This is a genomic window from Brevibacterium sp. HMSC063G07 (assembly GCF_001810665.1).
Classification (GTDB): Bacteria; Actinomycetota; Actinomycetes; order Actinomycetales; family Brevibacteriaceae; genus Brevibacterium.
Genome location: NZ_KV802321.1, coordinates 448,437 through 472,933, shown reverse-complemented (window position 1 = coordinate 472,933; position 24,497 = coordinate 448,437). Strand labels below are relative to the sequence as shown.

Below are 24,497 nucleotides of genomic sequence, written 5' to 3'. Positions count from 1 at the left end.
GCTCTCGCCGAGGTCAAACAGGGACTGCGGGAGGGCGAATCATGAGCGCTGCTCTTCTCACCGTTCTTGTCGGCCTGCCGCTGTTCGGCACCGCGCTGACGGTTCTTATCCGTCATCGTGTGCTCAATGTGGTCGCGCTGCTCGGCATTCCGCTGATCAATGCGGCAGCGGCTGTTTACATGCTCATAGCCACGATCGACGGCAGCGTCTACGCCGAAAACGTCGGCGCTTACGAAGGCGGATTGGCAATCCCATTTGTGGTCGACGCGTTCGCAGCGCTCATGGTGCTCGTCACTTCGCTTGCCGCGGTGGTGTGCTGCTGGTTCCTCGTTGTGACCGGCGAAGACCAGTACCGCTTCCTGCCGTCGCTCGTGCTCATGATGATGGCCGGTGTCACCGGCGCGTTTCTCACCGGGGACCTCTTCAACTTCTTCGTGATGGTCGAAGTGATGGTGCTTCCCAGCTACGCACTCATCGCTGTGACCGGCACGTGGAAGCGTCTGGGCATCGGTCGCATGTTCGTCATGGTCAACCTGCTGACCTCCACGCTGTTGGTGATGGGCGTCGGCTTTGTCTACGCCGCTCTGGGGACTGTCAACATCGCTGTGCTCGCTCAGATGGGAATGAACGGCGACATCACAGCCCAGGGTGGACTGGGCTTGGCCATCGTCGTTACGGCACTCGGCATTAAGTCCGGCTTTGTTCCCGTGCACGGCTGGCTGGTTCGGTCCTATCCCGACACCTCGGCAGGCATGATGGCCCTGTTCTCGGCCCTGCATACGAAGGTAGGCCTCTACGGCATCTACCGCATCTACACCGTGGCCTATGGGTCTGCGAACTCCTGGCAGATCCCTTTGGCGATTGTCGCCGTTGTCACGATTCTGACAGCAACGCTGTCGGCGTGGGGCATCAACCGCATGCGCAATGTGCTGGCCTTTATGATGACCGACGGCGTTGGCCATATTCTCATCGGTGCTTCTCTGCTGACTGTCGCATCGCTGTCGGCGGGTATGTTCTACATGGTTCACCACATCATTACGATGGCCGGTCTGCTGCTGTTGACCGGGGCTATTGAGCAGACCTACGGAACCGGGGCATTCCGGCGCCTATCGGGCCTTGCTTTTCGCGACCGCTGGACCGCCGTGTTCTATGTTCTGGGTCTGCTTTCCCTTGTCGGCCTGCCTCCGACATCGGGACTGTGGGGCAAGCTCGGCATTGTGCGCTCTGCCGCGGAGAATCCCGCACCGTTGGGATTCGTCTTCATCGGGGTCATTGTGCTCGGCGCCTGCATTACGGTGCTGGCTCTGCAGCGCATGTGGCGCAACACTTTCTGGGGTGGAGCAATGAGCAGCTACCGTCCGGACTCTTCGAGCACCGGCAGGGCCGCCCTGACAGATCTGCCCGCCGATGTGCGCATCCCCTCTAAGCTGTTGGCCCCGGGCGCTTCGCTCATCGCTGTGTCCGTTGCCCTGTTCGTCGGTGCGGGTGCTCTTGCGGAGGTTACGAACTCGGCCGCCGAATCCATGCTTGACTACACTCCCTATATCGAGGCGGTGCTGGGACGATGATGAAGCCTCTGCGCCTGTTCGCCTACGCTCTGTGGATTTTCAAGGAGATCCTGTCGGGCACGTGGGATGTCATATCGAATCTGTGGCGCACACCGTATGGAAACCCCATGATCGTGCAGCTGCCGTTGCGCTGTGTTACCGACTTCGAAATCACGTCGATGGCTCAGTCGATCACGATCACACCCGGCACACTTGTGGTCGCGACCGCGTACGGCACTTCCAAGACTCCGCCGACTCTGTTCGTCCACTCTCTTTTCGGTGAGTCCGAACAGGATGTGCTCGAAGGCCTCTATGACATGGAGGACAGGCTGCTCAAGGCCCTGCGCGGCGAAGTTCCTCCGCGAAGGAGTGACCAGCAGTGACTGTCATCATTTGGGTATGCATTGCGATTCTCGCCTGCACGATCGTTCTGGGTCTGATTCGCGTTCTCACCGCTAAGGAAAGCGGTTCCCGGGCGATCATCGGCGACCTCGTGTACTTCTGTGCAATCGGCATTCTGGTGTTCATAGCGATGCTGGTGAACCTGTCCATTCTGCTGGACGTCATCTTCTTGGCTTCGCTGTTGGGCATTCTGTCGACGATTGCTCTGTCGCGTATTCTCACCAGGGGGCATCGCTGATGGAAACGCTCGCTGTCGTTCTCGTGGGCATCTTCGGGATCGGGGGAAGCCTCATCCTGTTGGGCACCGTCATCGCCATGTTCCGGGCGCGCGATGCCCTCAGCCGCATCAATGTTTTCTCGCCGGGCACGGGACTTGCCATGCCGATGATTCTGGCGGCAGCCTACGTGTTTACGCTCAGCACGGAGGGCTTTAGGTTCCTGCACCTGTTCATGGCGATCCTCGCTTTTCTTTCGCTGATCATTGTGTCGAGTGTTGCGTCGAATGTGCTGTCGCGTGCGGTATACGTGTCAGGTTCGCCGGTCAGCCGCAAGACTGTGGTCAACCGGCTCGCTGAGCCCGGGCGTCTGCGTGACGCGGCCGATGTTGATGAATTCAACCCCTACGACTGAGTTCGTTTCTCCTTGAAGATGGCAACCCCGCCGAAGCTGGCAGCCTCGCCTCGATCTGCCAGCTTTTTGGCGGGACGCATATGACAAAGCCGGTGACCGCACACTGCGGTCACCGGCTTTGCCTGGTTTCGACCTGATCGAAGGTCAGTCGAATTCGACGACTTCGAATTCCAGCAGGCCCTCTTGTTTGGACAGGGCTTCATTGGGGCTGCGGTGCGTGCGCTGTGCTGCCCACGCCTGGAAAGACTCTTCTGAGTCCCACTGGGTAACGATGTAGTAGGACTCGGTGCCCGCTGTGGGCCGAAGCATCTGGAAGCCTTCAAAGCCCGGGGCCTGGTCGACGCTGTGTGCGCGTTTTGCGAACCGAGCTTCGAGCTCTTCGCCCTGTGCTTCAGGCACTGACAGAACATTGATTTTCACAACCGACATGGTTCCTCCTGATGTCTGGACGTGTGGTTTCAGTCTAGCCAGTCTTCAATGTGATGAGCCGTCTCGGCCGGTCTTTCGTAGTGCACCAAATGCCCTACGCGAGGAAACTCATGGTGTTCGATGTTCGGCAGGCGTTTGACGAACTCATGAGTGGCCCGAGGTGAAGCGATCGCGTCCGCCCTGCCGCTGATGACCAACACGGGCATGGTCAGCTGCTTCTCCACCTCGCGGACCGTGTGGTGGGTCGATACTCGGTAGGCATCAGCCAGGGATTTTCGGTCGCTGAAGCTGCTGAAGTGCTGCTGGTGTTGATCGTGGATGAAACGACGTGTGTCACGGTCGCGGCTGGTGGCCATGGCTTCGCTCATGAGCCGCACCGTCGGTCGGTTCTTCAGCAGGAAATTGCCGACTTTCTCTGGAGCGGCTTCGGCAATGCGGTAGTAATTGTCGACCGTCACTGTGAGCAGACGGCCCGGTCCTCGGTCGGGCAGGCTGACGATCGGATTGATGAGCACGAGGGGTGTGGACGCTCCCGCGTCAGCCGCAGCATTCGCCGCCACGATCGAACCAAAGGAATGGCCCACCAGAACGGGCTGCTTCCCTGTCTGGTTTTCAATCCAGTCGGCAAGACCGCGAACAAATGACGTGTAGGTCTCAAGCGTCTGTTTGCCAGGCAGGGGAGGGGTCTGACCGAAGCCAGGCAGGTCGGGAATGAACGACTGTCGGCCTTTGATGTTTTCGGCAATGAACTGCAGGCCGTGGTGATCGCCTCGAAAACCGTGAATGAACAGCAGCGGCTGGCGCTGTGACGGTGTTCCGGTGGTCCAGATGTGTGCTTGTGCCTGCCCCGAGGGCAGTTGGAGGGCGACCTGTGTGTGTTCGAGTGCCATATGCCAACTGTAGTCCCCGGAAACAGATCACGAGGCGGAGCTCAGGCTCCGCCTCGTGAGTTTTGGGAGCGCTCGACTCAGGTCGGATCTGCATAAACGGACACTTATTTGTTCGTGGCATTAGGTGATCCTAATATGTGTTAAGCGAACTTAATATATGCGTGATTCGCGGCAACGAAAGGCAGAAAATGAAGCGACTCGGGTTCAAGCGCGCAATGGCGGGCATCGCAGGTGCGGTACTGGCAATGAGTGCGGTAGGTTGTGCCCCCTCCACGACGGGCAACGGTGAAGAGGGGCAGCTCAGCATCGTTGCCACCACCGGCTACTTGGGGGACGCGGCAAGGAACATCGCCCCCGACGCCGATGTCACCGTGCTCGTCAAGCCCGGGGGAGACCCGCACACTCAGCCTCTGACCACTCGCGACACCGAGAAGCTCGATTCAGCCGACGTCGTGCTGTGGACCAGCCGCGACATGGAGCACCAGATGATGGATCAGCTGGACAAGCTCGGCGACAAGCAGCTTGCCGCGGCTGGACAGCTTGACGAATCTGAGCTGCTGCCGTGGGAAGAGGACGGCAAGATCGAAGGCCATGACCCGCACGTGTGGAACTCACCCGACCTGTGGAAGCAGGTTGTGCAGGCCTCGGCAGAGAAGATCGGTGAGATCGACCCCGAAAACGCGGATCAGTACACGACTAACGCGGAAGAGTACAACAAGAAAATCGATGCAGTTGCGGCGGATGCGAAAGAAAAGCTCGAGCGGATTCCCAAAGAGAATCGCGTCCTTGTGACCGGACACGACGCGTTCAACTACCTGGGCAAGACCTACGACATGGAAATCTACGCAACAGACTTCGTGTCATCCGAATCCGAAATGTCGGCTGCTGAGATTGATGAACTTGCAAAGACGATTGCCGACCACAAGGTGCCGGTCATCTTCCAGGACAACCTGAAGAGCCCAGAGGCGATCAAACACCTCAAGCAGGCGGTCAAAGCGAAGGGGTGGGAGGTCGAGATCTCCGATAAGGAGCTCTACGCAGACTCACTGGGCGAATCCGCCCCGCTTGACACGTATCTCGGTGTTTTTGAACACAACGCAAATGCAATTGCAGAAGCCCTGAGCTGAACGGAGCATCGATGACAAACAGAGCTCGGGAAGCTAAACCCATTGCGGGAGCCCCAGCGTTGGAAGCGCGCGGACTGACAGCCGCGTATCACGACAAGCTCGCACTTGACGGCGTTGATCTCGCGGCTCCCGTTGGGGAAGTGCTTGCCATCATGGGCCCCAACGGTGCAGGCAAGTCGACTTTTCTGAAAGCAGCACTGGGACTGCTCAAACCCCTGGCGGGTACGGTGCAGTTCTTCGGTGGGTCGCTTTCGCAGATGCGCAGGCACGTGGGCTACATGCCCCAATCTGCGGATATCGACTGGGATTTCCCGGCAACAGTGCGCGATGTCGTCACGATGGGCCTGTATGGCGAAGTCGGGCTGTTCGGCCGCATCAACGCCAGCCGGCGTCAGCGGGTTGATGAAGCTCTGAACGCCATGGGGATTGCGGATCTCGAAGGACAGCAGATTTCTGAACTCTCCGGCGGGCAGAAGCAGCGAACCTTTATGGCCCGCATCCTCGCACAGGACCCCGGCCTGTTTCTCCTTGACGAACCTCTGGCGGGCATCGACGCGTCGAGCGAAAAAGTCGTCCTCGAGGTCATTCGACAGCTGCGCGCATCCGGAAAGACAGTCGTTGTTGTCCACCACGACCTGACGACAGTCCGCGATTTCTGCACTCGCGCCGCCGTTTTGAACAAGGGCCGCTGTGTGCTCAGCGGGCCTGTTGACGAGGTGCTCGTAAGTCGGGAATTCAGCTCGGTCTACGGTTTCGGGACCATCTTCACAGCGGAGGGAGGTCCCAGTGGAGACCGCTGATCTGCTGGCCGCGGGTTTCGTCGCACCGAGTGAGCTTCTGCTGAACTACACGTTCCGCGCCATGCTCATCGGGACTGTTCTCGTTGGGGCCTTCTCGGGTGCGATGGGCTGCTTCCTGTATCTCCGCCGGCAGGCTCTCATTGCCGATGTCATCGGCCACTCGGCCGTCTTCGGTGTTGCGGCCAGCTTCGTCCTGGCTGTAACGGTGCTCGGTGTGTCAGGCAGGTCGATGGTGACTCTGACGATTGGTGCGGTGATTTCCTCGTCTCTTGCGGCGTTTGCCGTGAATTGGATCAGCGGCACCCGCCTGGGCTCAGATGCAGCCATGGCCGGAGTTCTCGCTTTGTTCTACGGCAGCGGTATCGTGCTGCTGCGCTCGGCGTCGCTGTCGTCGCTGCCGGGCCGCGGCGGAATCGAAACGTATATCTTCGGCAATGCCGCAACCACAACGCACGAAGACCTGCTTGTGATCGCGGTGTGCGGCGGTGCGGCGCTGCTGACGATCATCATCGGCTGGCGTGCTTTTGGGCTGTTCACCTTCGACCCGGTCTTCGCGCACACCGTGGGTTATCGATCAGCCGTGATCGGGCCAGTACTTGGGGTGGCGACAACAGTTGCCGTCGTCATCGGCGTGAAGTCAGTGGGGCTCATCCTCATGGTGGCGTTTGCGATTATGCCGGCCGCATCTGCTCGCCAGTGGACGGGAAGCCTCAGATCTATGGTGATGCTCGCAGGTTCTATCGGCGGCGCTGCCGGCGCCGTCGGGTCCTATGCCGCTGTCAGCTTCGGGCGAGTGCCGACAGGCCCGATTGTGGTGTTGGTGCTCTTCACAGTTTTCCTCGTGTCGGTTCTTTTTGCCCCGCGGCGCTCGGTTATCGGCAGGGCCGTGCGTGCCCGGCGGAATGCAGCCCGGTTGGCTGTTGTGGGAGGTGATGGCAGATGAGCATTGCAGCGGCGACCGTGTTTTTGGCTGTTACCACCGCGGTGACATGTGCTCTGCCGGGGGTGTTCTTGGTGCTGCGGCGCCAGTCAATGCTCGTTGACGCGATGTCTCACGCTGTTCTTCCCGGTGTTGTCATCGGGGCGATTGTGTCGGGCACAACCCATTCGCCGTGGATGATTGCAGCCGCGTCGGCCATGGGCATGATCGTGGTGCTCGGCTCTGAATGGCTGCGCCGGACCGGACTGATAGCACGAGGCGCCGATCAGGGGCTCATTTTTCCCGCTCTTTTCGCCGGTGGTGTGATTCTTCTGTCCACGAGCCTGAAGTCGGTGCACATCTGTGAGGACACCGTGCTGACGGGTGATCTGAACCTTATGGCTCTGCCGAGTGAACACGTGCTTGTCAGGGGAGTGAACCTCGGTCCGCAGACGGCGCTCATGCTTCTTGGTGTCTTCGCTGTCACGGCGGTTTTCATCGCCTGCACTTACAGGGTGCTGTCCCTGGCGACTTTCGATCCGGTTCTGGCGCGCACTATGGGTCTGCCTGTTAGAACGGTTGACTACACGCTCATGGCTCTCGTGGCCGTAACTGTCGTGGTGGCGTTCAATGCCGCGGGCGCTATTCTCGTCGTCGCGCTCGTTGTGGTGCCGCCGGCGGTTGCGGTCCTGTTCGGCAATCGTCTGCCGGTCGTCATCGCACTGAGCCTCGTCATTGCTGTCATCAGCGCGGTGGCGGGCTTCTGGACGGCCTATGTGCTCGACCTGCCCACAGCTCCGCTCATGGCGGCTGTCAGCGGTGTGCTGCTTGTGAGCGCCGTGGCGTTTGTGAAGATCCGTTCGAGAGCAAGGACAAAGGTACGAAGCTCCGAACGAGCCGCGGTTTCCATGAGTGCTGGCTCTAAGCTTTCCGGGCGTTGAGCAGAGAGTCGAGTTTTCCGGTCTCCTTTTCTGCGGCAGTCTCTAAACAGAACACGAGGCGGAACGTGAGTTCCGCCTCGTGAGGGTTGGCTGTTGTTATCCTCAGTTTTTGGAGAAGCGGCCCTTCACTGCAAAGATTGCGGCGATTGCGGCGGCAATGAGTGCTCCGATTCCGGAGATGGGAAAGATCAGCTCGGACGGCCCGCCGTAGATATTCGCATCGCGTTCCATTCCTGAAATGGTCCCCGATGCAATGAATGCGCCGAACAGTACGATGAAGGCTGCCAACGATAGCCAGAAGCCGATATTGGCTTTAGTAGTCATGGTGCACCTCCTTTCAATTGGGTTCACGAGGCGGAGCCAAGCTCCGCCTCGTGAACGTCGGCTGCCGCTGACGGCGGCAGGGGAGTCATCAGTATTCGATGACCACGCGACCTTCGATCTTGCCGTCGCGCATCTCCTGGAAGACGTCGTTGATCTCCTCAAGGCGGCGTGTGGAGTACGTCGGCTTGATCTTGCCCGCGGCATAGAAGTCGAGAGCTTCGACCATGTCCTGACGCGTGCCGACGATCGAACCGCGGATGGTCAGACCAGCCAGGACGACGTTGAAGATCGACACGGAGAATTCGCCCGGCGGCAGACCGTTGAACACAATGGTTCCGCCGCGGCGGGACATGCCGATCGCCTGACTGAAGGCCTGCTCGTGGACGGCGGTGACAAGCACTCCGTGGGCTCCGCCGATCTTGTCCTGAACGGCCTGTGCGGGGTCTTCTGTCAGAGCATTGACGATGATTTCAGCGCCGTGCTTCTGAGCCAGAGCCAGCTTGTCTTCGGCAATATCCACTGCGACCACGCGCAGTCCCATTGCGACAGCGTACTGGACAGCGATGTGTCCCAGCCCGCCGATGCCGGAGATGACAACCCACTGTCCGGGCCGAGTGTCGGTCATCTTCAGGCCCTTGTACACGGTCACACCGGCACACAGCACGGGTGCGACCTCTTGAGGATCAGATCCTTCGGGAATGACCGGGGCGTAGCGGGTGTCGACGAGCATGTACTCACCGAAGGAGCCGTTGACGGAATAGCCGCCGTTTTCCTGCTGCTCACACAGCGTTTCCCATCCCTGGCGGCAGTGTTCGCAGTGCCCGCACGCGCTCCACAGCCACGCATTGCCGACCATGTCGCCAACCTTCACGGTGTGTTCGCCGGGGCCGAGCTTCTCGACGATGCCGACACCCTCGTGGCCGGGAATGAAGGGCGGGCTGGGCTTGACAGGCCAGTCGCCCTCCATGGCGTGCAGGTCTGTGTGGCAGACACCGGAAGCGATGAGCTTCACCAGCGCCTGGTGTTCGCCGGGTTCTGGCAGATTGGAGTCAGAGACATTGAGGTTGTGACCGAACTCTTCGGCAACCGCTGCTTTCATGGTTGACATGGAAATTTCCTAACTCATCCGATGATGAACGTCGTTGTTATGGGTTAGGCGGACGTAGCCGCAGTCACCAGTCTTATAGATGAATGCGCATATGGCTAGGGGTCTGCGGGAAGAACCAGGATGTTGCCATGGCAGTGAAATGCAAGTGGTATGCAGCGCGTGAGGGTGAGCCCAGGAAGCCGGTATGCAGGGCAGTGGCTCACAGTCAGTGCAGAGTGGCAGAAGGGGAAATGAAAAAGCCTCCGGAACAACCGGAGGCTTTTTTACGAGTGCTGTCTCAAAGCTTCTCGAGTGGAGGATAGGGGATTCGAACCCCTGACCTTCTCCATGCCATGGAGACGCGCTACCAACTGCGCCAATCCCCCAGAACCCGTCTGGGCAACAGGTGCTAGCTTAGACCATGCATCGGCCCAATGCAAAATCGACTGCCCGGCCACTGAAGTCAGTCATTGCGCGGACCGCGGCGTTTGAGAACAACGACGGCGATTACTGCAGTGATCACGGCAATGGCACCGAGAATGACGAACTCGATGCCGGCTGATGAATTCTGCAGAACCCACCCTTCAATGCGCGCCTGCGTTCCTGCACCGAGGAAGCCAGTCAGCTTGGCCGTGCCGCTCGTGAAGAACAGCAGCGCGGCAAGTGCCACCATGAGCAGACCGCCGATTAGGTTTGTCCACGTGGTTGTCACCGGGCCGAAAGAAACCGGTCGCGGGCGCACGATCCTCTGCACGACGGGCAGACGCGTCCACAGCACTGAAAGGAGCACGAGCGGAAAAGCCATGCCGGCTGCGAAGAACACCAGAATCAGACCGCCCCACAGTGCCGAGGCACTCGCTGCAGCGACAGTCAGAACGGCGCCGAGAATGGGACCGGCGCACACACCGGCGACCCCGTAGACTGCACCGAGCAGGTAGACCGAAGCGGATGACCGTCCCGCGCTCTGCACCCCGGAGGGCATAAACGGCAGGTTGATGTTGAGAGCTGTGAGAACACCCATGATGGCCACCACAATGGCGGCCACCGCCACGACAGCTTCGCGGTGGACCGTGACGAAGGCGCCGACTGAACCGGCGAGAATTCCCAGCGGGACGAGCGTGGTCACCAGCCCCAGGTAGAAGATGAAGGTCCTTCCCAGCAGCTCTTTTGGTGACGTGAAAGCGTAGGAAAAGAATGCCGGCAGGAGCATGGCAGAGCACGGGCTCAAGAGTGTGAGAACTCCGCCGGCAAAAGCTCCAAGAAGCCCCAGGCTCATTGAGCTTCGGCCTTCTCCAGCTGTTCGTCGATGAACTCTTCGAAGTTCTCTACCGGCTGGGCACCCCGCAGAGCGCTTTCGCCATCGGACGACGCGAAGAAGGGCACTGCCTGGATTCCGTAGTACTGCTGAGCCTTCGCAGTTTCGTCATTGACCTTGTCGATGAGCGCCTGGTCGTTCATGTCTTTGCGGAACTTCTCGATATCGCCGACGCCAGCGGTTTCGGCGAACTCCACCAGTTTGTCTTCCGGAAGATCAGGGTGGCCCTTGTCGGGTGCGGCCGCATAGAGCGCATCCGAGTACTCGCTGTACTTGCCCTGTTTGCCGGCAGCTTCCATAGCCGCTCCGGCGGCCGCGGACTGTTCGCCGAAGAACGCCACGGTGATGAATTCGAAGCGCACCTTGCCGGTGTCAGCGTATTTCTTCTGCAGGTCCGGAAGGATGTTGTTGTGGAAGTGCGCACAGAACGGGCAGCGCGGGTCGGTCCATTCGGTGATGACGACGGGAGCGTCAACATCGCCAACAGCGGCGGAGTCGTCTGCGTCCCGGCGAACCCATTCGCCTTCCTCGGCGGCTGCGGCTTCCGCACCTTCCGATGAATCGCCTTCTTCTTGCGCATTGTCCCCATCGGCGGACGAGGCGGAGGGGGCACTGCGCTGTGCCTGCTCGTCACCGGAGGGCGTGCCGCCGGACGTGAACTGTGCGAGTGCGACAACCGCGATGAAGGCCGCCACCGCGATAATGGCGATGATGATGTAGGCGGTGCGACTGCGCCCCTGCTTGGTGCTGTGAGGTGAGTTTTCGGCCATGCTTCTCACCCTATCGGCCCAACCGTCACAAATCCTGGAGGAGCGGGAGTATCAGCGGAACACCAACAGCAGCAGAACACCGAAGACGATGACGGCTGCGCACAGGGCAAAGCAGCAGTAGGCGCACAGCAGCACGAGCTTCTGTGCACCAGGCGACAGTGGCACCTTTTTGGCTGCTTTGGCTGCTTTCTTTTCCGCCTTGCGGATCTGCTTGGGTGACATCACGGTTATGGCGTCGGGAAACTCTGCCGGGTGCACCACCGGAGGCTTGCCGCCGGCCACCAACAGGCGCAGCCCGAGGGCATAAAAGCCCACGAGGAACACGGCTGCCGCCAAAGCGGAAACGAACACCAGGAGGAATGCGCCCCAGTCAATTGTGATCACGATTCTTCCTTTCCGCTGTCACCATCGAGGCTGATCCGTTCAATGCGGCGGCGCTCCTGAGCACGTGCCTGCCGTGGCGTGGGTGGGAGGTCGGTTTCAACGTCAACCGCGAGGCCGGCATCGGCGACATCGTGTGACAGAACTTCGGCCGATTTGCCGCTGTCGCGCTTCGAGTACAGGTAGAGGCCGAGAACAATTGCAGTGGCTGCGAAGAAGTCAATGACAAGACCGACGTTGCCCAAAAGAACAACGAAAAACGCGGCCAGAGCACCGATGAGGCCCGCGGCCGGCAGAGTGACCAGCCAGCCGAGCACGATCTTTCCGGCCATGGACCATTTCACGGTTGAGCCGCGCCTGCCCATGCCCGAACCGATGACAGAACCTGACGCGACCTGGGTCGTCGACAGTGCGAAGCCGAGGGCGGAGGACGCGAGAATCGTCGCTGCTGTCGAGGACTCAGCCGCGAACCCCTGAGCGGGGCGTACCTGGGTGAGGCCCTTGCCGAGCGTGTGGATGATTCGCCAGCCGCCCATGTACGTACCCAGGGCAATTGTGAAGGCGCAGGCGAGGACAACCCACATCTGCGGATCGTGATCGGCAGACGACTGCCAGCCGACCGCGATAAGGACGAGGGTGATCACGCCCATCGTCTTCTGTGCGTCGTTCGTTCCGTGGGCGAGTGCAACGAGGCTTGAAGTGAGGATCTGACCCCACCGGAACCCGTCACGGCCCGAGGGTTTTTTGTCGTAGCGGCGGGTAACGCCGTATGCGACCTTGGTCGCGACGAAGGCGATGATGCCGGCTGTCAGCGGCGAGAGGATGGCCGGCAGAACGATCTTGGACAGGACGCCGCCGACGTTGACGGCTGTAAACCCGATGCCGACCACCGTCGCGCCGATCAGTCCGCCGAAAAGAGCGTGCGACGAACTTGAGGGCAGGCCCAAGAGCCACGTGAGCATGTTCCAGCAGATGGCGCCGATCAGTCCGGCGAAGATGAGGGAGGGGAACAGCTGCCCGCCTATCTGCTCTTCGTTGATGATGCCGCCGGAAACAGTCTTTGCCACCTCCGTCGACAGGAGAGCTCCGATGAGGTTGAGAATTGCGGCGAGTCCCACCGCCGTTTTCGGCTTGAGAGCACCTGTCGCAATCGGGGTGGCCATGGCGTTTGCCGTGTCGTGAAAGCCGTTGGTGAAATCGAAGAACAGCGCCAAGGCGATGACGAGAACGACGATGAGTAGGACGAAATCCACTGTCTGCTTCCGCTTATGTGCGAGGTCGGCTCCGCTTGGCGAGGGACCCGTTCCCGCAGAGCGCGCTCGGCCGGACGAGGGTCGGTGTGGAACCGAAAGATGACAAGGCTTACGTTAACGCGAAATGAACGCAGGGGAAAATCTCAGGAATCCAGCGTTTTCCAGTCCTGCGCGCCGTCGTGTTCGCAGACTCGTGTCGCCGCTGCTGTCGCTGTCTGCAGGGCCTCTTCCGTTGAAAGCTCTCGCGCAACCGCCGCGGCCAGTGTTCCGGCGAAAGTGTCGCCTGCGCCGGTGGTGTCGACCGCCTCAATACGGCGTGCGGGAGCGTGGACGCCGCGCCACAGGGCGCCCTGAGCGCCGAATGTTATGCAGACCCTTTCGTCGACTCGGTTGAGCCGGGCAGATTCCTGTTCGTTGACGATCACGATGTCGGCTGAATCGGCGAGGCTCTGAGCGGCAGGCGTCCAGGGGGAGGGGTTGAGCAGGGTAGTGACACCGCGCTCTTGAGCCACAGCAAGAGCGCGCAGGGCCGTCTGGTCCTGGATTTCCAAAACGATTGACAGAACATCGCCCGGCTGTGCCAGGTTGAGGATGGTCTCGATTTCCGGTTCGCCGACAGCTGCATTGGCACCGGGATCGAAGAGGATCGCATTGTTGCCCGCATCTTCGACGATGATCGTCGCTGAGCCCGTCGGCCCCGCGGTTGTCCGCACAAAATTCGTGTCCAGTCCCGAAGCCTCGAGGTGTTTGCGGTAGAAGGCGCCCTGGGCGTCTGATCCCACGCACGAGAGAAACAGTGTTTCAGCACCGGCGCGGTTGGCCGCAACTGCTTGGTTGGCCCCCTTTCCTCCCGGCATGGTGCGCACGCTGTTTGCCATGAGCGTTTCGCCCAAGCGAGGGTAGCGGGGTGTGCGGATGACCGTGTCGATGTTGATCGATCCGAGGACTATGACTTTGCCCATGCCTCCATAATAGGCGTGAAAGTCCTGGTGGTAGGTGGTGTCTGCAGAAGCTGCTGTGTTTGTAGAAACCAAAGCTCGTTTATGGCAAAGTGATTTTCATCGCACACAGGCGTGTGAAAACAACAGCAAGGAGCACAGAGCCGTGACCCTATCGTATTCATCCGGCCCTGCTTCGGCAGGGCTTATCGGCGACACCATCGCCGGCCATTTTGCCGTGCAGACAGCACAGGCCCCGGATGCACAAGCACTTCTCGACCTTCCCACAGGCCGTTCGTGGACCTACGCGGAACTTGAGCGTGACACAGACCGCTTGGCCGCCGCTCTTATGGACCGAGGGCTCAAGAAGGGCGACCGGCTTGGCATCTTCGCCCAGAATATTCCCGAATGGGTTTTGACAATGTACGCGGCCGCCAAGCTCGGCGTCATCATCGTCAACATCAACCCCGCCTACCGGGAGCACGAACTGGAGTTCATCCTCGAACACTCCGGAGCCTCGATGCTCATCAGTCAGGTGGCTGCACCGCCTCACATCGACTTCGTCGAAGTGACAAGCGCGGTCGCTGCGAAGCTCGAGAACCTGTCGGTGGTCTACGTTGACACATCGCAGGAGCAGACTGCCACCCCTATGCGGCAGCAGGACATCAACGCGGAAAGCCGCTTCTCCGCCCTCCTCGAAACAGGGGAGAGGCTGTTGGCTGACGACGGGGCCAAGATCCGCACTCGCATCCGCCAGATCACAGACACCCTCAACTGTGATGAGCCGATAAACCTGCAGTACACCTCGGGAACAACCGGTTTTCCGAAGGGTGTGACTCTGACACATCACAACATTCTCAACAACGGCTTTCTCATTGGGGAGAACCTGGCCTACACCGAAAAGGACACGGTTGTTCTTCCCGTGCCGTTCTTCCACTGCTTCGGGATGGTCATCGGCATTCTCGCAGCCTTCAGCCATGGAAGCACGGCGGTGATTCCCAGCGCAGGATTCGATCCGAGCGCAGCCCTGAGCGCAGTTGAGAAGACGAAGGCGACCTCGCTCTACGGTGTGCCGACAATGTTCATCGCCGAACTCGAACTGCCGAACTTTGAAGACTATGATCTGTCGACGCTGCGCACCGGCGTCATGGCAGGATCCACGTGCCCCGTTGAAGTCATGCGGGCCGTCATCGGCCGAATGAATATGTCTGAAGTGGCGATCTGCTACGGGATGACGGAGACCGCACCCGTGTCCACCATGACGCGGGTCGACGACTCGCTTGAAGCTCGTACCGAAACCGTGGGCACCGTTATGCCGCACACGGAAGTCAAGGTCGTCGACCCGGTGACGGGGGAGACTCTGCCTAGAGGCCAGAAGGGGGAGGTATGCACTCGCGGCTACTGCGTTATGAAGGGCTACTGGAACCAGCCGGACAAAACTGCCGAGGTGCTCGATCCCGATGGCTGGATGCACACCGGAGACCTTGGGATCATGAGCGAAGCCGGCTATCTCGACATATCCGGTCGGATCAAGGACATGGTTATTCGCGGCGGCGAAAACGTCTACCCGCGTGAGATCGAAGAGTTCCTGTACACCCACCCGTCTATTCGCGATGTGCAGGTGGTCGGCGTTCCCGACCCCAAGTACGGCGAAGAGCTTATGGCCTGGGTGATTCTCCGCGAAGGAGAAGAGACGCTGACAGCTGATGACGTTCGCGAATTCGCCCAGGGCAAATTGGCCCACTACAAGATCCCGCGCTACGTCGAGGTCAGGGAGTCGTTCCCGATGACCGTTTCCGGCAAGATCCGCAAGGTCGAGCTGCGCGCGGAAGGAGCGGAGATCGTCTCTGCAGGTTGATCGCCGCGCCGCAGGCTGGGAGTCCCACTTTCCGGTGCGGTGCCCTGAAAACAGCCATAGGTGAGGGCCGCAGACTGGGTGTCTGCGGCCCTCACCTGTGGCTGTGATGTCGTCAGCTGAGCTGGCGCGTGCGCATCAGATGTAGCGGATGAACTTCGCTCCGCGTTTGACCATCCAGTTGTAGCTGCGCTCGGATGTGCCGGTGCGGCGTGAACCGGCGTCGATCATCTTGCCCTTCTTGTCAGACACGATGCCGACGTGGCCGGGTGTCCAGATGATGTCGCCAGGCTTGGCTTCGGACGCCTTGACCACCTTGCCCGCACTGCGCTGAGCACCAGACACGCGTGGGATGTTGATTCCGTTCTGGCGGTACACGTGCTGGGTGAACCCTGAGCAGTCCCAGCCCTTTGTGGGGCTGGTGCCGCCCCACACGTAGCGGGTTCCGATGCCATTGCGCGCATGTTTGATGATGTTCTTGCGCAGTTGGGCTTCGGAAAGGTTTGTCGACTTCTTGGCCTTCGGAGCCTTCTTCTTGGCCTTCGGCTTCGGTTTGGGGGCCGATTTCTTCTTGGTCTTGGGCTTAGGTGCTGGTGAGGGCGCCTGCGTCGACGGCGAGGGAGCCTGTGTTGACGGTTTCGGCCGCGGAGCTTGCTTTGATGGTGATTCCGAAGGTGCCTGTGAAGTGCTGGGCTTCGGTGAGGGTTCAGAGCTCTGTTCCGGCGCGCTTTCGGCGGTGCCGCCGGGAGCGGGCTTCGGTGCGGGCGCTGCGGTCTCCTTGCGGCCGCCCTGGAAGTCTTGGGTGACGGAGCCGTCTTCGTGAACGACGGGAGCGTCGACCGGGTAGCCCCAGGAGCTGTCCTCGAAGCCGTTGGCGCGGTACTGCTTCCACATCTCGTCAACAACCGGCTGGGCACCCGTCACCGGCGAGAAGAACAGTGCACCTTTTGCAAAGGCCTGATAGCAGCCGTTGTGCTTGATAGTGCACTTGACTTCGCTGGTTGGCTTGCCGAGCAGCCGAGCGTGCTGCTTGGCTGCGGCACTCATCTGCGCCGGTCCGGCTTCTTCTGATTCAGTTTCTATCTGCGTACCACCCAGGCTGCTGGCCTTGCCAGTGTCTCCCTGGGAAGTAGCGGGGGCAGCGCTGACCGCGGGAGCGGATGCGATGCCCGTGCCGAATAGCATGACGGCCGCTGTTGCGGCGACCGTCACTTTATTCAAAAGAGACATGTTTCCCCGTATAAAACTAACGGCCCGACTCGAAGGAGGAAGAAGGTCGAAGCCTAGGCTGTTCAGTTCGAAAAACCATAATATGACAAAACTGCAACATTGTCACAATGACTTTATGAAACTGTCGGCGTGTCGACTTGAACTGTGCTGAGGGTTTGGAAGTTTTCGCTGGTCGTGGCGGGTTTGATCGTGTTGGGGTTTGCGGTGAAACCTCTTCGTAATCTTTTTGTGAACATGCTGCTGGCGGGTGTGTGGACCCTGCTGGGTTGGGCGGTCTGCGCTGGCCCCGCTGGAGCGATTTGCATACGCGCACAGGGTGCTCTAGAGTTATGACTCGTGCTCGTGATGAGCACTATTCCTCCGTAGCTCAGTTGGCAGAGCATTCGACTGTTAATCGAAGGGTCGCTGGTTCGAGCCCAGCCGGAGGAGCACATCAGCCCCGATCATCTGATCGGGGCTTTCTCGTCTTATCTTTTCCGTGCCGTCCTGCGGTTCTTTGTGCTGGCGAACGGCTTGACGCTGTACAGTGCTGGAGTGAACATTTGGGCAGCCTTGGGGTTTGCGCTGGTATCTGCGGTAGGACTTGCGATCGGAGCGGCTGTGCAGCACTCCGGAGTAACCACTTCGCATGAGTCGGAGCGCTTCGGCGTTCGCTCTTTTTTTCGGCTGTTCACATCGCCCAGGTGGCTGCTGGGCACTGCAGTCATGGGGATCGCCGTCACCGCCGGGGTGCTGTCGCTTGCTCTTGCTCCTGTGATGGTCGTTCAGCCGGTTGGCGCGATCTCTCTCGCCGTCTCCGTTCTCATAGCCCGCTTTGCTCGTGGCCTTATATTCAAGCGACGGGTCTACACCGCTGTTCTCCTCTGCTTTGTCGGCGTTGCCGGTTTTGTCGGCGTATCGTCGCTTTTTGCAGTGTCTCGGGTCAGGTACGGCACGGAGGCTCTTCCGATGGCGTGGGTGTCAGCTGCGCTTCTTGTGATCACTGTGATTGGTCGTCTTGTCCTGCGCCGACCACAGCAGCTTTTCAATGTGGTCAGCGCAGCCGTGCTGTTTGCCTGTGTGGCAAGCAACACGCATGTCTGTGCGGCCCAGTTTCTTGCCGGAGGACTGCCTGCCATCACCTGGGTCAACCTCGCAAGCGTGGCCGCATGCGGTGGAGTAGGGGCATGGTTCGTCCAGGCAGCGTATGCGTCGGGTCCGCCTGAAATAGTCATTGCAGGGCTTACGGTGATTGACCCGATCGTTGCGGTTATCCTCGGCGCTGCTGTCCTCGATGAGGCCGCTGCTGCACCTGCGTGGGTTCCTGTGATCATGGTTGCGGCGGGGCTGGTAGCGTGCTTGGGAGTTATCGTCCTAGCCCGGTTCCACCCTGATGTGCTGGAGCGCCGAGCGCGCGACGGCAACATCCCGTCCCCGACCACACAGTGAACATGAACCGTCCCCTCACAATCGTCATCCCCGCCGAAACGTACGCTCCGGAAGTCAACGGCGCTGCAACATTTGCCCAGCAGCTGGCTCAAGGGCTGGCCGGGCGCGGTCACAGCGTCCACGTCATCTGCCCCTCACCAAGCGGCATGGCCTACCATCAGGCGGATGAACGCGGGGTGGAAGTTCACTACATCAAATCTCGGCGCTGGCCGCTTCACCCCACGTGGAGGATCTGCATGCCGTGGAACGTCGCTCCTGCTTTTGACCGGCTCATCGATCAGATCCAGCCTGACATCATCCACACTCAGGCGCATTTCGTCATCGGTCGGCGAGCGTTCACTGCTGCCCGCCGGCGCCGGATTCCCATTGTCGGAACCAACCACTTCATGCCGCAGAACGTTGCGCCGTATGTCACCGCTCCCTCCGCAGTCGTTGCCGCGGCAGAGAAAGCGGCGTGGTGGGATCTGAAAAAGCAGTATCAGTCTGCCGACTACATCACGGTTCCCACTCAGCTGGCCGCGGACCTTCTCCACGAACACGGCTTTGACGCCCCTATTCGCGCCGTTTCATGCGGAATCGATTTGTCTCATTTTCATCCTGGCCAGCCGGCAGACGATGGCAGCAGCGCATCGCCGACCGTTCTCTTCGTCGGTCGGCTGTCGGCTGAGAAGCACATCGAGGACATTCTTGAGGCAATCGCCAAAACTGATCCGAAACTCGGCCTGTGCGCCGAGATCATCGGTTCTGGCGAACAGGAAAAGATTCTCGCGGACCTGTCTGATGAGCTCGGAATAGCCGACCGCGTGGTTCTGCGGGGAAAAGTGAGCGATGCCCAGCTTGTGGCCGCTTATCAGAGGGCTGATGTCTTCTGTATGCCCTCAACCGCTGAACTGCAGTCGATTGCGACGCTGGAGGCTTTGGCGACGGGTGTTCCCGTCGTTCTTGCCGACGCAGTGGCCCTTCCGCACCTGTGCGACGACGGTGTCAACGGCAGGCTTATTCCTCCGCGGGATACCGACGGCTACGCTCAGGCCTTTACGGAGATTGCAACGGCATCAGCTCAAGCGCGACAAAGAATGAGCGAAGCGGCCCAGGCGATTGCAGCTCGTCACGACATTTCAGCGACCCTCGACAGCTTTGAAGAGATCTACTTCGGTCTCCTCGGAAACTGAGTTCCACCTCGGCGGCTGAAGACCATTGATTTTGAAGCAGACGATAGAAAGGCAGCACACAGCGTGAAGCCCGGAAAGCTGACACAGCAGCAGAAGCAGATTCTGTCAGTTGTGCTCATCCCGGTTTTCATGTCTCTGCTGAGCGTATCGATCGTCAACGTCGTTCTGCCGGCCATCGGCCGGGATCTTAACGCCCCGTCATCGGCACTCCAGTGGGTGCTGTCGGGCTACACGCTGTCTTTCGGCGTGCTTCTGGTTGCGGCCGGGCGTGCCGGTGACGTCTACGGTCGCGGCAGGCTGTTCGTCATCGGCGCGATTCTCTTCGGTGCGGCGTCGCTCCTAGCGGGTTTAGCGCCCAATGAAGTCGTACTCAACATCGCCCGCATGTCTATGGGCTTCGGATCGGGTCTGCTCAATCCGCAGACCGTTGGCCTTATCCAACAGTACTTTTCCGGTGCTGAGCGCGGTCGCGCATTCGGCTATTTCGGTTCGACGGTGGGCATTTCAGTGGCGATCGGCCCTGTGCTCGGCGGTGTGTTCATGGCCGGGTTCGGAGACAGCTGGGGTTGGAGGGCCTCATTCCTCATCAATGTGCCCTTTGCCCTCATCGCCGCTGCTGCGGCGCTCCGGCTGTTTCCGGACAGCGCGTGGAAGGGCACCCCGGAGACTGGGCGGGCGGCTGATCGCAGACAGTCCCGAGCCGATATGGACCCCGTCGGCACAGTCCTCTTTGCTCTGGCGATCCTGCTGGTCATGCTTCCCTTCATGGAAAGGGAGCTCGGAGCGTGGGTCTTCTCCCTTGTGGTCGTCGGCGTCGCGCTCATCGTGGTGTGGGCTTTCTGGGAGAAGCGATACAAGGCCAGGGGCCGCGAGCCGATGGTTGATCTCAGCCTGTTCAAAATCCCAAGCTTCGCCAACGGCTCGCTGCTCATCGGTCTGTACTTCATGGGGACGACCAGCGTGTGGGTGGTGTCGGCCGTCTTCCTCCAGGGCGGCCATGACTTCTCGCCCCTCCACGCTGGACTCATCGGACTGCCTGGTGCGCTTGGAACCATCTGGACTTCCGCCTGGGCGGGCCGCAGGGTTCTCGCCTACGGCCGGAGCTTGGTTCTTTGGGGCATGGTGATCGCCATTGCCTCGATTGCCGGTTCGATCGGTGTTGTGCTGCTGGCCGATGCGGGTGGGCTGAGCATCTGGTGGCTCATGCTCCCTCTGTCCGTCCTGGGTGCAGCACAGGGCTGCATTGTCAGCCCGAATCAGACTCTGACCCTGCTCGAGGTGCCGGTGCGGGATTCCGGTGCCGCCGGCGGGGTTCTGCAGACCGGTCAGCGGGTGGGCACGGCGGTCGGCATTGCGGCTATCACCGGAATACTGTTCACGGTCGAAGCAGCTTCGGGCTGGAATACCGCCTTCATCACTGCTTTCACGGTCATCGGAATCGTCATGAGTGCTGCTGCCGCAGTGGCTGTGTGGGACGTGGTCGTGTCTGGCCGAAACGGCGGCAATCAGACCCCCGGTCGGCAGACGGTGCCCTCCAGCTGAACCCTGCATGAGGACTCCGCCCGCATAAGATTTGTCTGATTGCGGCAGCGTGAATATGAGACACTTGCAGCGCCCGCAAAAGGAAAAGGGGAGTAACCTCAGTGTCAAACGACGTCAGCGCCGGCGAACGACCGGATCTTGAGGAGCTTGTGCGCTCCGGGGGAGTGCGCTCGCTCTTTTCACCCGTCGTTGATGTCATCACAGGCACCGATGCCGGGTACCGCGTAAGCCACTGCGCACAGACAGATGGCAAGCCGATCAGCTCCCAGGAACTGCGCCGAGCGGTTCGTGCCTCGCACATGGTCGGTGACATCGATTCCTCAATTCGCGAGCAGACTCTCCGAGACGCAGAAACCGCGGGGCTTGCTTCTCACACACGGCTGTTCGTCAATTCCGAGCCCGAATCGCTCGTCACTCTTGAGGACCGCAGTGACCGCGATGCGCGGATCATTCTGCAGCTTGGACCTTCGAGCATTGCGGCTCAGCCCGGAACGGTGCTGCGCTCTGTGCGATCTGCGCGCCAGCTGGGCTGGTCAATCGGAATATCGGGTGTCGGCCTCGATTTGGCGACGACCGCGTATCTGCCTCTGGTCAATCCCGCTGTTGTCGCTCTCCACCCAGACGTGCTCAGAATCGAAGACAAAGAGCACTTGGCGAAGCTCAACGTTCTCCTTCGCGCGCACGCCGAACGCACCGGAGCTGTTGTTGTGGCAGAAGGCGTTGATTCAGACGACGACCTCATGATGGTCAATGCGCTCGGTGCACGATTCGCTACGGGGGAGCTGTATGCGTCTCCCACAGAGCGGCCGAACCCGGTGAACATTCCGCCCGAAGATGCGATGTCGGTCCACAGCACCCGCAATAAGCAGATTCAGGGCACCCCGTACTCGATTGCGCTGGGCCTGCAGGCTGATCCGCTGCTTGTCGACTATGACTTCATGATCGAACACATGGTGCAGCTGCTGGAGCGCGCTTCGGCGGTGGGTTCGTCTGCGATCGTCGTGGGTGTCTTCGGGGAAGAGGATCAGCTGCCCGAGAAGGTTGACAGCGCCTACCGCACTGTAGGCAGGACAGCGGGGCTGGCCGCTGTCCTGTCGGGTGGCTTCGATGAAGCGCCCATGCCAACCGTTCGGTCCGGCCCGGTGGATCATTCCGATGCTCTGCGTGACGAGTACGCGGTGATCGTCATCGGGCCCGACTGGTCGAGTATGGTCAGCGCACACCGTCGCAATGAACTCGGTGCTGACGGTCGGCGTGAATTCGACCTGTTCATCACTACAGAGCGCTACGCCAGCGTTGATGCTGCGCGCTCGGTGCTTTCGCGCATTCGCCTGCAGAAACGCTAGAAGAGCACACGGCCGTCTGACCCCATCGGCCAAGAGGCAGAACCGATGGAGTCAGACGGCAGAGTGCTCGGGTGAGCGCAGACCTCAGACGGCGCGGGACAGCCAGCGCACAGGGGCGCCTTCGCCGGCCAGCCGGAAGGCTTCGAGTTCGTCGTCCCACGCCTGACCCAGCGCAAGAGACATTTCTGCCTGCATGCGCTCGGAATCGCCTCCGGAACGGGCCATGACAGCGCGAATGATGTCTTCGCCTACGACGATGTTGCCGTGGACGTCTGTCAGGGCATGAAAAATGCCGAGATCAGGGGTGTGGCTCCAACGTGCGCCGTCGAAGCCCGGGGATGCTTCCTCGGTAACTTCGTAGCGAACATTGGCCCACCCCTTGAGGGCAGACGCAATCTTCGCGCCGGAGCCTGCCGGTGCAGCCCAGCAGACCTCAGCGCGCAGCAAACCAGGCGCCGCCGGCTGCGGCGACCAATCGAACTTGGCTTGGGCACCAATCGCACCGCCTGCAGCCCATTCAATATGAGGGCACAGCGCACGCGGTGCGGAGTGGACGAACAGTACGCCCTGGGTGTTATTCACTTTGCCTCCTTGATCGTTCCGAAAACGTCTTCCCCACGAATCGAAACACCAAAGAGGTTCTCAGCCATAATAGTGCAAAACGCGCAGAAGAGAAATACCGCCACAGTGCGCGCACTGCTATGCTGACCATGTTCTGACCCCCTGTAGCTCAGCTGGTTAGAGCAGGGGACTCATAATCCCTTGGTCGCCGGTTCAAGTCCGGCCGGGGGGACTCTCATTCACATGGCCCATCACTGTGCAGCTCAACAGCAGGGCTGATGGCCAAAAGCTTCGGGGTGGGTATCGCAGCGATACCCACCCCGAAGCTTTCTGCAGCTGAAAGTCAGACGCTCTTGAATACGACGACGGCGTTGTGGCCGCCGAAGCCGAACGAGTTTGACAGTGCGGCAATCGGCCCGTCAGGAAGTTTGGCCGGCGTGTCGCGGACGATGTTGAGGTCGATCTTCGGGTCGACGTTTTCGATGTTGATCGTCGGCGGCGCCATGCGATTGTGCAGGGCGAGAACCGTGAAGATCGCTTCTACGGCGCCCGCGCCGCCCAGCAGGTGTCCCGTCATGGACTTCGTGCCAGTCACGAGAGCATCGTGCGTGTGTTCGCCGAGCAGAGCGTTGATTGCCAGCGATTCCGGCACATCGCCGACCGGGGTCGACGTTGCGTGGGCGTTGATGTGCTTGACCGCCTCGGGCTGGAGTCCTGCACATTCAAGAGCCTGGCGCATGGCGCGCAGGGCGTATTTGCCTTCGGGCTCGTTAGCGGTGATGTGGTGAGCATCGTTGGTGACGCCCCAGCCGCCGAGCTCTGCATAGATCTTTGCTCCCCGAGCTTCGGCGTGTTCTTTGGTTTCCAATACCAGAGCACCGGCGCCTTCGCCCATGACGAAGCCGTCGCGGTCGACGTCATAGGGGCGCGAAGCGGTTTCGGGCGAATCGGTGCGGCGTGAAAGGGCGCGCATCGATGAGAAGGCAGACATCGTGAACGGGTGAATAGCGCTTTCAGAACCGCCCGCAATCACAACGTCCGCACGGCCGGACCTGAGCACGTCAAAGGCGTGGCCGATGCTCTCGGTAGATGAAGCACAGGCAGATACGACCGTCTGCACGCCCGCGTGAGCGTGGTACTCCATGCCGATGGCGGCCGCGGGGCCGTTGGGCATGAGCATGGGGACGGTCAAAGGCATAACGCGGCGGGAGCCTTCTTCGCGCAGGGTGTCCCAGCCATTGAGCAGGCTCCAGACGCCTCCGATGCCCGTGGCCCACGAAACGGCGAGCCGATCAGCATCGACTTCGGCTCCTTCTTCGCTAAAGCCGGCGTCATCCATTGCCTCTTTGGCGGAGATCAGTGCGAACTGGCTGGAAGGGTCGAGGCGCTTGGCCTGCACCCGTGTGAGTTTGTCTTCGACAACTGCCGGGTCAACGGCAGCTGCGAAGTTGACAGGGATGTCGTACTTGTCCTGCCAGTCGTTGTCGAGTGCTTTGACACCGGAGGTGCCAGCGAGAGCTGATTCCCATGTTTCTTCAGCGGTGCCGCCCAACGGGGAGACAGCGCCGATGCCGGTGACGACAACTGTGGAAGTCATGTGGTTACCTCGT

At 60.5% G+C, this 24,497-nt stretch carries 25 protein-coding genes and 3 tRNA genes; 15 read left to right on the top strand and 13 right to left on the bottom strand.

Annotated elements, in window-relative coordinates:
• Positions 1-41: 41 nt before the first annotated feature.
• Genes HMPREF2757_RS02235 through HMPREF2757_RS02220 form a run of 4 tightly spaced genes read left to right on the top strand, consistent with a single transcriptional unit; the run spans position 42 to position 2,579 of the window.
• A complete protein-coding gene (locus HMPREF2757_RS02235) occupies positions 42-1,568 on the top strand; it encodes a proton-conducting transporter transmembrane domain-containing protein (protein ID WP_070572925.1) in 1,527 nt (508 codons plus the stop codon).
• Positions 1,565-1,930 carry a Na+/H+ antiporter subunit E gene (locus tag HMPREF2757_RS02230; RefSeq protein ID WP_370919373.1) on the top strand — a complete coding sequence of 122 codons (366 nt, stop codon included), beginning with the start codon at positions 1,565-1,567 and terminating at the stop codon, positions 1,928-1,930. The genes HMPREF2757_RS02235 and HMPREF2757_RS02230 overlap by 4 nt, the downstream gene beginning before the upstream one ends.
• On the top strand, positions 1,927-2,187 hold the full coding sequence (locus tag HMPREF2757_RS02225) for a monovalent cation/H+ antiporter complex subunit F (protein ID WP_070572922.1): 261 nt from the start codon (positions 1,927-1,929) through the stop codon (positions 2,185-2,187). The genes HMPREF2757_RS02230 and HMPREF2757_RS02225 overlap by 4 nt, the downstream gene beginning before the upstream one ends.
• Complete coding sequence (locus HMPREF2757_RS02220) at positions 2,187-2,579, top strand: cation:proton antiporter (RefSeq protein ID WP_070572920.1); 393 nt, start codon at positions 2,187-2,189, stop codon at positions 2,577-2,579. The genes HMPREF2757_RS02225 and HMPREF2757_RS02220 overlap by 1 nt, the downstream gene beginning before the upstream one ends.
• 144 nt (positions 2,580-2,723) lie before the next feature.
• Here HMPREF2757_RS02220 and HMPREF2757_RS02215 read toward each other — a convergent pair whose 3' ends face one another.
• Together HMPREF2757_RS02215 and HMPREF2757_RS02210 are read right to left on the bottom strand one after the other, a co-directional pair.
• The gene (locus HMPREF2757_RS02215; protein ID WP_070572918.1) at positions 2,724-3,008 is read right to left on the bottom strand and encodes an antibiotic biosynthesis monooxygenase family protein; all 285 of its coding nucleotides are present in this window, start codon (positions 3,006-3,008) and stop codon (positions 2,724-2,726) included.
• A gap of 29 nt (positions 3,009-3,037) precedes the next feature.
• Positions 3,038-3,898 (bottom strand): alpha/beta fold hydrolase, encoded by an 861-nt coding sequence (locus HMPREF2757_RS02210; protein WP_070572916.1) that lies wholly within the window; start codon positions 3,896-3,898, stop codon positions 3,038-3,040.
• Positions 3,899-4,086: 188 nt separating this feature from the next.
• Here HMPREF2757_RS02210 and HMPREF2757_RS02205 point away from each other — a divergent pair, with 188 nt between their 5' ends.
• The 4 genes from HMPREF2757_RS02205 to HMPREF2757_RS02190 are packed head-to-tail and all read left to right on the top strand — an operon-like array spanning position 4,087 to position 7,685.
• The gene (locus HMPREF2757_RS02205; RefSeq protein WP_070572915.1) at positions 4,087-5,025 is read left to right on the top strand and encodes a metal ABC transporter substrate-binding protein; all 939 of its coding nucleotides are present in this window, start codon (positions 4,087-4,089) and stop codon (positions 5,023-5,025) included.
• Between the two features lie 11 nt (positions 5,026-5,036).
• Complete coding sequence (locus tag HMPREF2757_RS02200) at positions 5,037-5,825, top strand: metal ABC transporter ATP-binding protein (protein WP_070572913.1); 789 nt, start codon at positions 5,037-5,039, stop codon at positions 5,823-5,825.
• A complete protein-coding gene (locus tag HMPREF2757_RS02195) occupies positions 5,812-6,768 on the top strand; it encodes a metal ABC transporter permease (protein WP_070572911.1) in 957 nt (318 codons plus the stop codon). Before HMPREF2757_RS02200 ends, HMPREF2757_RS02195 begins: the two co-directional genes overlap by 14 nt.
• The gene (locus tag HMPREF2757_RS02190) at positions 6,765-7,685 is read left to right on the top strand and encodes a metal ABC transporter permease (protein WP_070572909.1); all 921 of its coding nucleotides are present in this window, start codon (positions 6,765-6,767) and stop codon (positions 7,683-7,685) included. Before HMPREF2757_RS02195 ends, HMPREF2757_RS02190 begins: the two co-directional genes overlap by 4 nt.
• 102 nt (positions 7,686-7,787) lie before the next feature.
• On the opposite strand, the gene HMPREF2757_RS02185 is transcribed toward HMPREF2757_RS02190, so the two are convergent.
• The 8 genes from HMPREF2757_RS02185 to HMPREF2757_RS02150 all read right to left on the bottom strand — a co-directional run bounded on the left by HMPREF2757_RS02185 (position 7,788) and on the right by HMPREF2757_RS02150 (position 13,777).
• Positions 7,788-8,009: a hypothetical protein gene (locus HMPREF2757_RS02185; RefSeq protein WP_070572907.1), complete on the bottom strand. Its 222-nt coding sequence runs from the start codon at positions 8,007-8,009 to the stop codon at positions 7,788-7,790.
• A gap of 88 nt (positions 8,010-8,097) precedes the next feature.
• Positions 8,098-9,117, bottom strand: coding sequence for an alcohol dehydrogenase AdhP (gene adhP / locus HMPREF2757_RS02180; protein WP_070572905.1), 1,020 nt, complete (start codon positions 9,115-9,117; stop codon positions 8,098-8,100).
• A 292-nt stretch (positions 9,118-9,409) separates the two neighbouring features.
• Positions 9,410-9,482 (bottom strand) — tRNA-Ala (locus tag HMPREF2757_RS02175).
• A gap of 77 nt (positions 9,483-9,559) precedes the next feature.
• On the bottom strand, positions 9,560-10,372 hold the full coding sequence (locus HMPREF2757_RS02170; protein WP_070572903.1) for a cytochrome c biogenesis CcdA family protein: 813 nt from the start codon (positions 10,370-10,372) through the stop codon (positions 9,560-9,562).
• Complete coding sequence (locus HMPREF2757_RS02165) at positions 10,369-11,181, bottom strand: DsbA family protein (RefSeq protein WP_061942687.1); 813 nt, start codon at positions 11,179-11,181, stop codon at positions 10,369-10,371. The genes HMPREF2757_RS02170 and HMPREF2757_RS02165 overlap by 4 nt, the downstream gene beginning before the upstream one ends.
• 51 nt (positions 11,182-11,232) lie before the next feature.
• A complete protein-coding gene (locus HMPREF2757_RS02160; protein WP_256174357.1) occupies positions 11,233-11,565 on the bottom strand; it encodes a peptidase in 333 nt (110 codons plus the stop codon).
• The gene (locus HMPREF2757_RS02155) at positions 11,562-12,815 is read right to left on the bottom strand and encodes an inorganic phosphate transporter (RefSeq protein WP_070572901.1); all 1,254 of its coding nucleotides are present in this window, start codon (positions 12,813-12,815) and stop codon (positions 11,562-11,564) included. The genes HMPREF2757_RS02160 and HMPREF2757_RS02155 overlap by 4 nt, the downstream gene beginning before the upstream one ends.
• A gap of 143 nt (positions 12,816-12,958) precedes the next feature.
• Complete coding sequence (locus tag HMPREF2757_RS02150) at positions 12,959-13,777, bottom strand: ribokinase (protein ID WP_070572900.1); 819 nt, start codon at positions 13,775-13,777, stop codon at positions 12,959-12,961.
• A gap of 142 nt (positions 13,778-13,919) precedes the next feature.
• Here HMPREF2757_RS02150 and HMPREF2757_RS02145 point away from each other — a divergent pair, with 142 nt between their 5' ends.
• Positions 13,920-15,611: an AMP-binding protein gene (locus HMPREF2757_RS02145; protein ID WP_070572898.1), complete on the top strand. Its 1,692-nt coding sequence runs from the start codon at positions 13,920-13,922 to the stop codon at positions 15,609-15,611.
• 135 nt (positions 15,612-15,746) lie between these two features.
• Here HMPREF2757_RS02145 and HMPREF2757_RS12170 read toward each other — a convergent pair whose 3' ends face one another.
• A complete protein-coding gene (locus tag HMPREF2757_RS12170) occupies positions 15,747-16,838 on the bottom strand; it encodes an NlpC/P60 family protein (protein WP_083304042.1) in 1,092 nt (363 codons plus the stop codon).
• Between the two features lie 356 nt (positions 16,839-17,194).
• Between HMPREF2757_RS12170 and HMPREF2757_RS02130 the strand changes: the two genes are divergently transcribed.
• The 5 genes from HMPREF2757_RS02130 (at position 17,195) to HMPREF2757_RS02110 (ending at position 22,326) form a co-directional block, all read left to right on the top strand.
• Positions 17,195-17,267, top strand: a tRNA-Asn gene (locus HMPREF2757_RS02130).
• 105 nt (positions 17,268-17,372) lie between these two features.
• Positions 17,373-18,266, top strand: a complete 894-nt coding sequence (locus HMPREF2757_RS02125; RefSeq protein ID WP_226829155.1) for a DUF2070 family protein — start codon at positions 17,373-17,375, stop codon at positions 18,264-18,266.
• A gap of 2 nt (positions 18,267-18,268) precedes the next feature.
• A complete protein-coding gene (locus HMPREF2757_RS02120; protein WP_070572890.1) occupies positions 18,269-19,438 on the top strand; it encodes a glycosyltransferase in 1,170 nt (389 codons plus the stop codon).
• 63 nt (positions 19,439-19,501) lie between these two features.
• Positions 19,502-20,980, top strand: coding sequence for an MFS transporter (locus HMPREF2757_RS02115; RefSeq protein WP_070572889.1), 1,479 nt, complete (start codon positions 19,502-19,504; stop codon positions 20,978-20,980).
• Between the two features lie 101 nt (positions 20,981-21,081).
• Positions 21,082-22,326, top strand: a complete 1,245-nt coding sequence (locus HMPREF2757_RS02110) for an EAL domain-containing protein (protein ID WP_070572887.1) — start codon at positions 21,082-21,084, stop codon at positions 22,324-22,326.
• 84 nt (positions 22,327-22,410) lie between these two features.
• On the opposite strand, the gene HMPREF2757_RS02105 is transcribed toward HMPREF2757_RS02110, so the two are convergent.
• Positions 22,411-22,908 (bottom strand): DUF3145 domain-containing protein, encoded by a 498-nt coding sequence (locus tag HMPREF2757_RS02105; protein ID WP_070572885.1) that lies wholly within the window; start codon positions 22,906-22,908, stop codon positions 22,411-22,413.
• Between the two features lie 137 nt (positions 22,909-23,045).
• Here HMPREF2757_RS02105 and HMPREF2757_RS02100 point away from each other — a divergent pair.
• Positions 23,046-23,119, top strand: a tRNA-Ile gene (locus HMPREF2757_RS02100).
• Positions 23,120-23,230: 111 nt separating this feature from the next.
• Here HMPREF2757_RS02100 and fabF read toward each other — a convergent pair.
• The gene (gene fabF, locus HMPREF2757_RS02095) at positions 23,231-24,484 is read right to left on the bottom strand and encodes a beta-ketoacyl-ACP synthase II (RefSeq protein WP_070572883.1); all 1,254 of its coding nucleotides are present in this window, start codon (positions 24,482-24,484) and stop codon (positions 23,231-23,233) included.
• Between the last annotated feature and the right edge of the window lie 13 nt (positions 24,485-24,497).